Raw genomic sequence first — 11349 nt, 5'->3', positions numbered from 1 at the left:
GCCGCACCTGGACAATCACCAAGTGCGGCTTGAAAAGTCGTGTCAATCCCTGAAGAGGATTACTTCTTGGACTTCATGACCACGGGGGCAATATCGGCGCCCGGCTGGTTCAGGTCGTTGAACTTGGGAAGGGGAGTCAGGGGCGGAGCGCCCTGATCCTGGCAGCAGCAGGAAGCCATGATGCTTGCCGCGAAAGCGGAAAGAGCCAGAATGGTAATCTTCTTCATATGCGTGGTTAAATGATGGGTGATAAAGGATATGGAAATATCTTGGAGCATAAAAGCACACCATCCGGGCGGCCGTCAATCAAATTTGATAAAATCTGTTCCCGGAATGCCTTCCGGCCGGAGACGGACGGTTCTGCAAGGGGCAAGACGCATAAATCGCTGGCCTCACGGCATGGGAAGGTATAATGTCCGCAAAGCTGTTTTTGCTATGCCTTTCTCCGTTAGAATCCTCCGGTTTTTCGGCATCCTGCTGCTGGGTGTTTGCGCGCTGGGGGTAGCCGCCATAAGCTGGGCTTATCTGATTGAGCCCAACCTGCTGTTCGTCCGGCAGGTGGACTACCGCATTCCCCAGTGGAATGGGCGGGGCAGCCCCCTGAAAGTCGTTGTCGCCGGAGACCTCCATCTCATGCCCACCGCATTTGACGAAGTGAGAGTCCTACGCTACGTTCAGAGGATCATGCAGCTCAAGCCGGACCTGATCCTTCTGGTGGGGGATTATGCCCGCGGCTCCAGTAAAAACGCCAGCATGAACCCGCAAAAGGCGGCACAGCTCCTCCAAGGGCTGGAAGCACCCTGCGGGGTATTCGCGATTCAGGGCAACCATGATTTCACATTCGGCTGGAACAACTGGAAGAAGGAACTGACCCATGCGGGCATCAGGATTCTTGCCGACAAAAGCGTTCTCATCACGCTTAACGACGGGCGCAGGCTCCAGCTTTCCGGGCTTCTGGATTCCTTCCGCCACTCAAAAAAACAATTCCCGGAACGGCAGTCCCCAAACATCCCTCACATCGTATTGTGCCACCGTCCGGAAATCGACCACATTCTTTCAGAAGGGGACGCGGACTTCATCATCAGCGGCCATACGCACGGCGGCCAAATCCGCCTCCCCTTCAATCTGCTATGGTTTGAAGCCAGCCCGGAGCATACCCAGCCCTATACCTACCCCTGGCATATTTCCGCCGGAAACAAATATCTGATTACCAAAGGCCTGGGCACCAGCACGCTCCCCCTGCGCTTCAACTGCCCGCCGGAAATCTACCTGCTAACCTTGCACTGATGGCGGCAATCTGTTTCCGCATGGCAACAAACAGCCGCAGGTCTGTTTTTCACTGCTTGATTTTCTTCGGGCATATGCCAGCATGGAAAGTTCACCTGCCTCTCCATTCATGCCTGTTTCCGCCAATAAAACACCCGCAATAAAAAATGCCATCCTGTTCGGCAACGGACTGATGCGCACTTTGGGAAGCCCCAGCAGCCCGGACCTCCTCAAAGAAACCATCTGCAGCCGGCCCTGCGGAGAATGTGCGGGATCCTATTGCCCCTTCACCGAGGAAAAAAATTGCCTCCCTTTTCCTCTGATCTATGAATACCTGATCTTGAAGGAGCAAAAACAACATCCGGAAAAGAACATGCGCAGCCTCTCTGCCATGATGCGTGAAAAGCTCAAAAAACAGTTGGAACAGTTCACCCCGCAGAACCATCCGGAATCCATTCTGCACGCCCTCGCGGACCTCCGGGCGGATGATTACCTGACCACCAACTATGATACCTTCCTGCGCCGGATTCTGGAATTGCGGGGTTATGAACAAAAATCCAGCCAGCATTCGGAAACCAAATACAGCATCCGGCGCCATGCCTGCATGGAAAACAAGGAACATTCACATTCATGCCGCATCTGGAACATCCACGGCACCTACAACGACAAGCCGGATTCCTTCACTATCCAATATGGATACGAGCATTATTGCGGATGCATCGGCAAGATCGACAATTATTTAAAAGGCACATACACCTATCAGTTGCACAAAAAGGAAGTCTCCGTTCCGCGCATGTATAAAAAATTACAGGATTACAAGCTTCGGAAAGGAGAATCATGGATTGATGCCTTCTTTTTCTCCAATATTCATATCCTGGGCCTGAACCTTTCTCCGGAAGAAATAGACCTATTGTATATCTTGAATCTCAGGTCACGATGGCTGCGTGACCCAAAAATCAAAAACCGCATTCGGAATCGCATCGTCTTTTACGGACAGCCGACCAATGCTGTAAAAGCCCTGCTGGAACAATTCAGCGTGGAAGTCCGTTCCTCTTCTCCCGAACCACCTTGCGAAAACGCGAAGAATGAGGCATATGAAGATTATTACAAACGTGTTCTAAAAGACATCAAATCCGAAATGGGGCAATCTGGGAATTGACTCTTCCTTATCCCCTGTCTTCTTCATCAAATCGTTCCCGCAGCCTCAGAATTTTATTTCCGGTCATTCTATAAACCGGCTTGTAAAGGTACTTTTTCAGCACGGCCAGCGGAGTCCTGCCGGGAAGAGGACCGCGCAGAAGTCCGGCGTCTCGCATGGCCCGTTCGTAACGCTTCCCTTCATAGCGCCAATTATACCTCCAAGGCTTGTGAACACCCTGATAATGGAGAATTCCGGGCTCCAGGGCCGCTTCCACCGCCTGCCGGGGCGTCACGCCGCGCCAGAACTTCTCTCCGGGATTATTTTTCAAAATGCGCCGCGTCAGCCCGTCATGCCAATTCCAGCGGGGATGCAGAGGAACCGTCAATTCGCACAAGGCGCCGTTCAGAGCGTCCTGGTCCGGGCAGGTAAGCCTGTCCCTGTGGCTGACGGCATAATCCAGCACGGCGCGCACCAGCCCCTTCTCCCGGAAAACGTCCACATTCATCAGCAGCACTCCGGAGTTGAAATACCCCGTGCAGTTCAGCGGCATGTCCAGCCGTTCGTTAAAATGGGAACCGGGCTTTGAAAAATTCTCAAACACCACTCCCACCGCCTTTCCGGTCAGGTCCGTGCGGAAAAGCTCCGTCAAATCCCGGCAAACCAGCACATCAATATCCAGATAAAGAATATTGCCCTTTTCCTCCTTCAGCAGCTCCGGAATAAACACGCGCCCCCAGGCGGGTACGGGCCACTGTTCGGTATGGGGGAAATCGTGCTCCTCCAGGATATTGGAAATCTCAATAAACTCCAGCCGGCAATCGAACGGAGCCGCCAGCTCTTCCAGCTTGCGGCGGTTGCCGGCATCAATGTCGTCGGAAAGCACGTAAACCTTGTAAAAAGTGTCCGGCCCCGCCGTGTTCAGCAAAGAAAAAACCGTGACGCTCAAGGGCAGTATTCCCCGGTTGTCACTGGCGAGGACGACGGCGAATTCATTCTTTTTCATGGGAGGAAACGGGTAGGGTCAATGGCGGAACAGTTGAGGCACTCTCTTGCGCATCTTCTTCCAATAATAGGAAAAGCCCAGGCCGGACTTCCCGGCCAGCCAGGATTTCAGCAATTTGGCTTCCGTGGCGGTCAGGCAGCTGTCATCTTCTTCCGGACGGTACAGGCCTTCTTCACGGAGTACGCGACACACTGTCCGGGTAACATCTTCCTGCTCGGAATGAGGCGCATACTTGCGTACATTGCGCACGCACATCACCAACAACCTTAGAAAAGCCGTCCGGTACTCCTCCAGCAAACCTTTCTCTTTCCATTCCTTTAAAACTAATAACGCCACTTTCACATAATCCAAGGACTTCACGGAACAACCAGAAGCAAATTCGTCCGTAATGGAACCACTCCGCTTGCGATAGACGTACAACGGCTTGCGCACGACACAGGCACGTTTGCAGAATGGAAACGTGAGGTAATGAAAATAAATATCCTCACATAAAAATCCTTCCGGAAACTGTGTTCCGTATTGTTCCACAACGGAACGCCGCACCATCATGCCATTGGCGCCATGGTGAACCTTTCCAATGGTGGACGGAGTACAGGGGATCCAGCTCGCGTCCGGTTCCGCTACGTCTTTTGGCAAATAGAAATCTTTCTTCTCCGGCTCATCCTCATAAAAATAGCGGTAACCGCACACCACCCGGTCCGCAGAACAGGCGCACGCCGTTTCGTACATCTCTCTTAAAGCGTCCGGTTCCATCCAGTCGTCGGAATCCACCAGGAGAAGGAACTCACCCTCCGCATGCTTCATCGCCAAGTTGCGCGTACGGGAAAGCCCTCCGTTAGAAGGAGCGCTGACTACCTTGACGCGAGGGTCCCGTTCCTTCCATTCCTCAAGAATGGACAGGGACGCGTCCGTGGAAGCGTCATCCACACAGATAATTTCCAAATCCGTGAAAGACTGGCTGCAAAGACTCTGCAAACACGCAGACACATAGGAAGCCACATTGTAAACGGGCACGATAACGGAAATTTTAACAGGATGCGTCATGGCCATTCTTTCCGGAAAGATTCAGGGACAAATAGGGTACCAGCGTGGACCACACTTGGTCCACCGTGATTTCCTCAATGCTTCCCGGGGAAATCAGGTTCGTGATACGGCAGGCCGTGATGGCGGACTTGCGCGTCCGGTGGCAGAAAATGGCCGTTACGGGTACTCCGGAATAGGCGCACATATGCGTAGGGCCCGTATCATTGCCCACACAGGCCAGGGAGCGCAACGCCATCTGAGGAATATCCATCAGAGAGGACTTGCCCAGAAAACTGACAGCCAGCGGAGAACTGGAGGCGATGGCCTCCACTTCCTCGGCTTCCGCCCTGGTGCCAATCACTACGGACGCTATGCCCCGCTCCGCCAGACGCCGCGCCAGGGAGCAGAAATTCTCCACGGGCCAGCGTTTGTAGGGATGTGAGGGGGAACACCCCGGAATCATCAGCACATACCGTTCCGGAAGTTCGTCAAAATGCCGGCCCTCCCCGTGCATGAAGGATAAATCCGTCAGGACGCGCTCCAGCCGATACGGCTCCCTTTCCACCTTCCCCAGACGAAACCCTCCGTTTTTCAACAATCTGCGGCGTTCTCCGGAATTGCAGGCCACCCAATCCATATCGCGGTTGAGCAGAAAGCGGATGGCCGGATAATAGCGTTTCCTGGTTCGGGAGGATTCCTGGAGGTCATATACCACGTCAAAATTTCCCTTAACGATGGAACGGATGGCCGCCCAGGTGGCACCCAGCTTCCAGTACGGAACCCGGTCATCCACGATGAAATCGTCAAACACGCCCAGCTGCTTCGCCATCGGGACGAACATTCCCATCGTCATCAGGGTGATGCGGGCCTCCGGATGAAGCTCCCGGAGACGTTTCATCGTCCCCATGGCCAGCACCACGTCGCCCAGGGCCCCGTGCTTGATGATCAGAATGCGTTGCGCAGGCATGAATGAAAAACAATCCGGGGTTAAACGTAGCTGTCCTCCCGGTCCAGATACTTCTGCACGTACTGCCGCACGCCGTCTTCCAGAGAAGTCATGGGAGCCGAATATCCGGCGGTGCGCAGCCGGGAAAGGTCAGCCTGCGTGTAATACTGGTATTTGCCCTTGAGTTCCTCAGGCATTTCCCGGTAGCCGATTTTTTCCTGAAGGCCCAGGGCATTGAACACCGCCTTGGCCAGATCGTAAAACGAACGTGCCTCCCCGGAGCCCACATTGAACAGGCCGCTCACTTCCGGATGGCCCAGCAGCCAGAGAACCACATCCACGCAGTCCCCCACCCACACGAAGTCCCGGAGCTGCCAGCCGTCCCTGTAGTCGGGATGATAGGACTTGAACAGCTTGACCGTCTCATTTACTTTTACTTGGGGGAAAATGTGGGCCACCACACTCTTCTGGCCGCCCTTGTGGTACTCATTGGGACCGTACACGTTGAAAAACTTGAGGCCGGCATACTGGAGAGGGACCGTGCGCCCTTCCCGCACTTCCCTGGCCACCTTCCGGTCAAACAGGGCCTTGCTCCATCCGTAGGCGTTCAACGGCCGCAGCGCATTGACATGCTCCAAGGACGGATTGTCGTCAAACCCCATGGAGCCGTCCCCGTAAGTGGCCGCGGAGGAGGCATAAATGAACTGCTTCCCGTACAAGGTGCAGAATTCCCACAAGTACCAGCTCAATGTAAAATTCGTCCGGATAATCAGATCCGCATCCGTTTCCGTCGTCGCGGAAATCGCGCCCATGTGAATGACGGCCTCAATTTCTTCCGCGTGCGCTTCCATGTAATCGAACATGTCTTCCGGGGGCACCACCGCGCACAACTCCCGTTTGGCTATGTTCTTCCATTTGTCGGAGGAGCCCAGCGTATCCACCACGACAATATCTTTTTTGCCGGCCTTCTCCAGGGCTGCGACAATATTTGAACCGATGAATCCGGCTCCGCCTGTGACAATAATCATAACAGAAAAATAGATAAAGAAGTTGTACCGCCTTCTTTTACCACAGCCTCCCTGTGCTAGGCAACTGCCATTTGAAATGTCCCGGAACGCGACTTTTCAACAAATTTACGGTTCGGGTACTCCAACTCCTATCCGGACAAGATGGAAATCCATGGGAATGAAACCGCCTCAGCATACTTATCATACTTTTGTCCCGGCTCCCGGACACGCTCCTCCTCGTTGGGAAATTCTTCAATGACCTGCTTTCCCAAAATTACCATTGACCACGGACTATAAATCCGTTACCCATAAGAAGCCTCTTTATGCCTCCTGACGTCTCCATTATCGTTCCCTGCTATAATGTAGCCGCTTACATAGATGTCTGCCTGGAAAGCCTGACCCGGCAAACTCTTCGCAGCATAGAAATTATCTGCATTAATGACGGTTCCACGGACAACACATGGAACTGCCTGCTCCGGTGGCAGGCGAAGGATGACAGAATCATCCTTCTGAACCAATCCAATGCAGGCGTTTCCACCGCACGGAATGCGGGGCTGGATGCGGCGCGGGGACTGTACGTAGGTTTTGCGGACCCGGACGACTATGCGGACCCTGAAATGTACGGGCGCCTTCTTTCCGGAGCGCTGGAACATGATGCCGACGTGGTGGAATGCGGAAATCATGTTTTTTCCGATACCACGGCTGAGCTGATCGTCTCCAGAAGAAGATCGCCCGCATGGAACTTTGAATCGGATGCGTCTCCCGCCAACTTCTTCCGGGATTCCGTCTGGGGAAAGATGGATATCTGCGTATGGAGCAAGTTGTTCCGGAGAAGCATGCTGGAAACGCACAGCCTCCGGTTCCACGCCGATCTGAAATGTGGAGGAGAAGATGAAACATTCCGCCTGACAGTCCTTCCCCATGCTTCACGCCTTCTGTTCATTCCGGACTGCCTGTATTATTACCGCCTGATGCGCCGGGACTCCCTTTCCAGACACTGCGACGACATTCCCCACTCCCAATGCGTCCAGGAATTCCGAAGGCTGCTGTACATCGTGGACTATTGGAAGGCACGCGGCTGGTTAAACGCCGGCCTGTTTGCCTACGGCGTGCGGAAACTCAAGCCCTTTTTCATCTCCAAGCATCCGCTCTTCAACCGCATGACTCCTCCGCAGAAGCGGATCATTCTGGCATGGTGGCATGAATTCTACCGGCAGGCCGGAGGCGATCTCTTTTTCTCCACCCTTTCCGGACGAGACAGGCAACTGGCCGATCTGCTCAATTCAGTACCTCCTCCTTCCAACGGCTTCAGCCGCATTTTGCTGCTGGCCGGGTCCTGCCTGCCGGGACAGAAGGGCAGGTATTATTCCTGCAAACGGGTCCTTTCCACCTACCTCTCTGATACCCGCTCCTTCTCCGGACTCCCGACAGCCTCTCCGCAAAGGCCTGATTGACACTCCTCCACCTTCCCTATATAACACAGCACATCAACTTCCCGCTTGATGAACCATTTTATTTCATTCGCAGACTCCCGCATGACGGACTCCCTGAACCGTCTGTGCCGGCAGGCGGAGGCCCTGGAGTTTTTCGATGAAACCACGTCGTTCACGGAACACGACCTTCTCCCGGAATTCACCAGCCGCATGGGCAAATACCTGACTCCCTCCTGCAAGGGATTCGGCTACTGGTCCTGGAAACCGTGGATCATCAGCCACGCCCTGCAGAAAATGAAGGATGGGGACCGTCTCCTGTATCTGGATGCCGGCTGCCACATCAATCCGGCAGGCATGAAACGCTTCCGGGAATATGTGGACATTCTGGACCGGGACAACAATGGCATGCTGGCATTTTACAATGGACAGCCTGAATACAAATGGACCAAGGGGGACATCTTCCGCCATTTCTCCATCTCTCCGGAAAATACCCGCATCACGCATAGCCAACAAATCGCGGCCGGACATGTCTTCATCAAAAAAAAGCCCCAGGGCGGTAGAATTGATCCGGGACTGGCTCCATATCTTTTACAACCATCTGAATCTGGTGGACAACTCCCCCTCTGTCTCTCCCAATCTGGAGGAATTCGTAGAAAACCGGTACGACCAAAGCATTTTTTCCATCCTGTGCAAACTGCGCGGCGTTACTGCCCTTCCCTGTTCGGAGACTTATGCGGAAGACTGGGACCGACTGGCCTTGTTTCCATTCCAGGATAGGCGGGACATCAGCGTTTCCCCAACACAAAAAACCTGCGGGAACCTGTGGAGACGCCTCTTCCGCAAAACAGGTTAACGGATGTTTCCGGAACAGCCGGTCGCCAGTATCTCCCTATACAGACTCGCATAACGGGACGCAATCACAGGATAGGAAAACTCTCTCTCCGCATACTCCCTTCCGGCATGGCCCAGGCGTTTCAACAACTGGTTGTCGTTATATAAAAGCAGGCAATGGGCAGCCATCCGGTCAATATCAAACTGGTCTGCAATCAATCCGGTTTTCCCATCCAAACAGACCTCAGGCACTCCTCCCGTCCGGAAACTGACGGAAGGGACCCCGCAACTCATGGCTTCCAGACTCACGTAAGAAAGGCTGTCCTGCTTGGTTGGATTCAAAAACATATCAGCACCCTGATAAACCTGGGCCAGCTTTCCCATGTCCGCGAGAAATCCCATCCTTGTACATGGATAAGGCCATTCTGTACTGGAATCGTCATTTCCAAAAATCAATAAGTGAATATGGCGTGCCCCCTGCCTGTATAATTCCCGTAAAATCGGCATCACATACTCTCCGCCTTTGAAAGGGTCTTGCAGGTTGACAGCTCCAAAGGCAATGACAAAAGAATTTTCCGGCACGTCCAGACGCTTCTTCGCTTCCGCCTTATTCACGGGCGGAATAAAGACGGACGTATCCACCGGGTTAAAAATATGCACCAAGCGCCTGCCCTCAAACATTCGGCTCTCCCTGGCCATATCCAACAACCACTTGGATGGCGTGACAATGGTTAAATCAGGTATCCTGGCAAAATATTCCTTCTTCTTGCGGAATAACCACCCCGGCCAGCTCCCACAGCCTAAAATATGCCCGAGGCGAGGGCAATCTCCCCTGCAGCTATTCCGGTAAAGGAGGCATCCCATTTCCCCATGGCAGCCGCCTGTAACAGGCATGGTGTCGTGAAGCGTATACACGAGGGGCCTGCCAATCAAATGAAGACGGCTGAAATCCAGAGTGCGTCCGGCTATCCAATGAAGATTAACGATGTCAGCCTCCTCCATTTGATCTACACTGAACCCCATGCCCAAAACACTGTAAAAAGGAGTATTGCGATCGTAAGGCACTGTCAAGCGGCACATGCCGCGGGCTATCCACCGCTTGGCGGAATCCTGCATCCTCCGGTAGCAGGATCTTCTTATTTCCTTTCCAATCCCATTCCCCGCTCTCCGGAGGAGAAGATGGGAATCCGTTCCCTCTGCGTGCCGGTTCAAAGCGTCGTTCAACCGATATGGCATCGAACTTTCCGAAACATTATGGGAAATCTGTGCCACCTTGAAGGGAAATTCCATGACGCGTATCCTATGTCCTGATTTCAATAATACCGCAACTCATGTTTTTGCGCCAAATACTCCAGCATGTTTAAATAATCCCTCCACAGGGTTATTCTCTGCTTCCGCTTGGTCCGGACATGGCCCAAGGAACACCACATTTTCCACTGATGACTGCGCAGTTTTTTCCGAGTGGCTTCCAGAGACTGGCAAAACACCCTTCTGAAATGCAGCTGGAAAACCGGCATGTCAAAAGCTTCCTCCCACCACACGGCTCCATGCACAACGTGGGCAGCCACTCTGGAATGCACATCCCAAGGCTTACTCTCAATCAAATGAAGGATTTTCCAGGACCTTTCTTCATGGATGCGGAAAATATCGGCAAATTCCGTCCCCCTCCACGAGGCTTCATCCGGATCCCCCTTCAAATAAGGCTCAAACTGGAAATTCCATTCCACTGGCAAATGTTTGCAGGAACCATAAAAAGCAATGTTCAGGATATCCTGGTCGTGATTGAAGAACGTTTCACGGTTGAACAGCTCCATCAACACGGCTTCCTTCCCTTGTTCCCTGATTCCCTTCAAATCCAGGACCAGTACTCCGCTATTAAAATACCGCCTGATATCCCGAATGCCCAGCTCCTCAAGAAGCTGCCTGTTGGGATTCAAAGCAGCTTCCCCCGATGATAGAAATTTCAAAACGGAAATATCCGTTACCGCGCCGATGAGGCAACCGTTAAGATCCGTATGGTACAATTCCGCAATGTCCGCATTCAACAACACATCTACATCCAAGTAGATCATCCTGTCATATTCGGGAAACAAAGTAGCCAGCCACAACCTGTAATAAATGGAACATGCCACCCCATGCAAATTCCTGGCATTCATCTTTTCTTCCCTGATTTTAACCATGGATTTAAAATTCAAAGTTATATGAGAAAAAGAATCTACAAGGGAAGACAGGCATTCCATCTTCTCTCTGCTCATTCCGTCATGCATGATCCACAAATCATAGGAATACCCCGGATCGCTTCTGCGGCACAGGGAATGGATGGCTACGCCGACATAAGGAGCCCAACCTTCATTCACAGAAAAAATAACGGCTATATGATCTTTTCTACTGATGGTCATCCCGAGGGCAAAATCTACGGAACTACGAATTCGGTGTCAATTTTAATTTTTGAAAATAAATGATTTAACAAAAATAAAAATAGTATAATTTATGATAGCAAAATCAATAATCATCCATTTATTCTAAAAATTTTAGAATCCCGCCTAGTTAAGAGTCGGAGAATCGCATCTAATCAAATATTTTTACCGTTCCCGCTTTTCAGAGAAGAAGTTTAGAGGCGCATTCGTTTGTTCTCGCTTGATAGGAATGCTTTAAAAACAACACCTTTGACAATCTTAAACTGAAAAACCGTCAATCAT

Annotated in this window: 12 protein-coding genes; 6 read left to right on the top strand and 6 right to left on the bottom strand. The window is 52.3% G+C overall.

Annotated elements, in window-relative coordinates:
• Window positions 1-59: 59 nt before the first annotated feature.
• On the bottom strand, window positions 60-227 hold the full coding sequence (locus V3C19_RS00400; protein WP_153812568.1) for a hypothetical protein: 168 nt from the start codon (window positions 225-227) through the stop codon (window positions 60-62).
• Between the two features lie 208 nt (window positions 228-435).
• Here V3C19_RS00400 and V3C19_RS00395 point away from each other — a divergent pair, with 208 nt between their 5' ends.
• Window positions 436-1287 (top strand): metallophosphoesterase, encoded by an 852-nt coding sequence (locus tag V3C19_RS00395; protein ID WP_161981360.1) that lies wholly within the window; start codon window positions 436-438, stop codon window positions 1285-1287.
• 352 nt (window positions 1288-1639) lie between these two features.
• Window positions 1640-2425 carry an SIR2 family protein gene (locus V3C19_RS00390; protein ID WP_161981359.1) on the top strand — a complete coding sequence of 262 codons (786 nt, stop codon included), beginning with the start codon at window positions 1640-1642 and terminating at the stop codon, window positions 2423-2425.
• 7 nt (window positions 2426-2432) lie between these two features.
• Here the strand turns inward: V3C19_RS00390 and V3C19_RS00385 are convergent, their stop codons facing one another.
• Genes V3C19_RS00385 through rfaD form a run of 4 tightly spaced genes read right to left on the bottom strand, consistent with a single transcriptional unit; the run spans window position 2433 to window position 6407 of the window.
• Window positions 2433-3410: a glycosyltransferase family 8 protein gene (locus tag V3C19_RS00385; protein WP_130084119.1), complete on the bottom strand. Its 978-nt coding sequence runs from the start codon at window positions 3408-3410 to the stop codon at window positions 2433-2435.
• Between the two features lie 18 nt (window positions 3411-3428).
• Window positions 3429-4454 carry a glycosyltransferase family 2 protein gene (locus V3C19_RS00380; protein ID WP_161981358.1) on the bottom strand — a complete coding sequence of 342 codons (1026 nt, stop codon included), beginning with the start codon at window positions 4452-4454 and terminating at the stop codon, window positions 3429-3431.
• Window positions 4438-5400 carry a glycosyltransferase family 9 protein gene (locus V3C19_RS00375; RefSeq protein ID WP_130084117.1) on the bottom strand — a complete coding sequence of 321 codons (963 nt, stop codon included), beginning with the start codon at window positions 5398-5400 and terminating at the stop codon, window positions 4438-4440. The genes V3C19_RS00380 and V3C19_RS00375 overlap by 17 nt, the downstream gene beginning before the upstream one ends.
• 20 nt (window positions 5401-5420) lie before the next feature.
• Window positions 5421-6407 carry an ADP-glyceromanno-heptose 6-epimerase gene (rfaD, locus tag V3C19_RS00370; protein ID WP_295932046.1) on the bottom strand — a complete coding sequence of 329 codons (987 nt, stop codon included), beginning with the start codon at window positions 6405-6407 and terminating at the stop codon, window positions 5421-5423.
• Between the two features lie 302 nt (window positions 6408-6709).
• On the opposite strand from rfaD, the gene V3C19_RS00365 reads away from it, so the two are divergent.
• Window positions 6710-7840 (top strand): glycosyltransferase, encoded by a 1131-nt coding sequence (locus V3C19_RS00365; RefSeq protein ID WP_130084115.1) that lies wholly within the window; start codon window positions 6710-6712, stop codon window positions 7838-7840.
• Window positions 7841-7888: 48 nt separating this feature from the next.
• Window positions 7889-8596, top strand: a complete 708-nt coding sequence (locus V3C19_RS00360) for a hypothetical protein (protein WP_330937118.1) — start codon at window positions 7889-7891, stop codon at window positions 8594-8596.
• 72 nt (window positions 8597-8668) lie between these two features.
• Here the strand turns inward: V3C19_RS00360 and V3C19_RS00355 are convergent, their stop codons facing one another.
• Window positions 8669-9766 carry a glycosyltransferase gene (locus tag V3C19_RS00355; protein WP_302388229.1) on the bottom strand — a complete coding sequence of 366 codons (1098 nt, stop codon included), beginning with the start codon at window positions 9764-9766 and terminating at the stop codon, window positions 8669-8671.
• A gap of 293 nt (window positions 9767-10059) precedes the next feature.
• On the opposite strand from V3C19_RS00355, the gene V3C19_RS00350 reads away from it, so the two are divergent.
• Together V3C19_RS00350 and V3C19_RS00345 are read left to right on the top strand one after the other, a co-directional pair.
• A complete protein-coding gene (locus V3C19_RS00350) occupies window positions 10060-10605 on the top strand; it encodes a hypothetical protein (RefSeq protein ID WP_240042110.1) in 546 nt (181 codons plus the stop codon).
• Window positions 10606-10665: 60 nt separating this feature from the next.
• Window positions 10666-11112: a hypothetical protein gene (locus tag V3C19_RS00345; RefSeq protein WP_238623825.1), complete on the top strand. Its 447-nt coding sequence runs from the start codon at window positions 10666-10668 to the stop codon at window positions 11110-11112.
• Window positions 11113-11349 lie beyond the last annotated feature (237 nt).

It is taken from the genome of Akkermansia sp. AE01SA01 (genome assembly GCF_036417395.1).
In the GTDB taxonomy this organism is placed as follows: Bacteria; Verrucomicrobiota; Verrucomicrobiia; order Verrucomicrobiales; family Akkermansiaceae; genus Akkermansia.
The sequence above is the reverse complement of the archived record's forward strand: the minus strand, read 5'-3'. Positions and strand labels throughout refer to the sequence as shown.

Bases quoted from the DNA above. Each gene is read 5' to 3' on its own strand.
- V3C19_RS00400 (WP_153812568.1), bottom strand. From the start codon at position 227: ATGAAGAAGATTACCATTCTGGCTCTTTCCGCTTTCGCGGCAAGCATC.
- V3C19_RS00395 (WP_161981360.1), top strand. From the start codon at position 436: ATGCCTTTCTCCGTTAGAATCCTCCGGTTTTTCGGCATCCTGCTGCTG.
- V3C19_RS00390 (WP_161981359.1), top strand. From the start codon at position 1,640: ATGCGCAGCCTCTCTGCCATGATGCGTGAAAAGCTCAAAAAACAGTTG.
- V3C19_RS00385 (WP_130084119.1), bottom strand. From the start codon at position 3,410: ATGAAAAAGAATGAATTCGCCGTCGTCCTCGCCAGTGACAACCGGGGA.
- V3C19_RS00380 (WP_161981358.1), bottom strand. From the start codon at position 4,454: ATGACGCATCCTGTTAAAATTTCCGTTATCGTGCCCGTTTACAATGTG.
- V3C19_RS00375 (WP_130084117.1), bottom strand. From the start codon at position 5,400: ATGCCTGCGCAACGCATTCTGATCATCAAGCACGGGGCCCTGGGCGAC.
- rfaD (WP_295932046.1), bottom strand. From the start codon at position 6,407: ATGATTATTGTCACAGGCGGAGCCGGATTCATCGGTTCAAATATTGTC.
- V3C19_RS00365 (WP_130084115.1), top strand. From the start codon at position 6,710: ATGCCTCCTGACGTCTCCATTATCGTTCCCTGCTATAATGTAGCCGCT.
- V3C19_RS00360 (WP_330937118.1), top strand. From the start codon at position 7,889: ATGAACCATTTTATTTCATTCGCAGACTCCCGCATGACGGACTCCCTG.
- V3C19_RS00355 (WP_302388229.1), bottom strand. From the start codon at position 9,766: ATGCAGGATTCCGCCAAGCGGTGGATAGCCCGCGGCATGTGCCGCTTG.
- V3C19_RS00350 (WP_240042110.1), top strand. From the start codon at position 10,060: ATGGCCCAAGGAACACCACATTTTCCACTGATGACTGCGCAGTTTTTT.
- V3C19_RS00345 (WP_238623825.1), top strand. From the start codon at position 10,666: ATGGTACAATTCCGCAATGTCCGCATTCAACAACACATCTACATCCAA.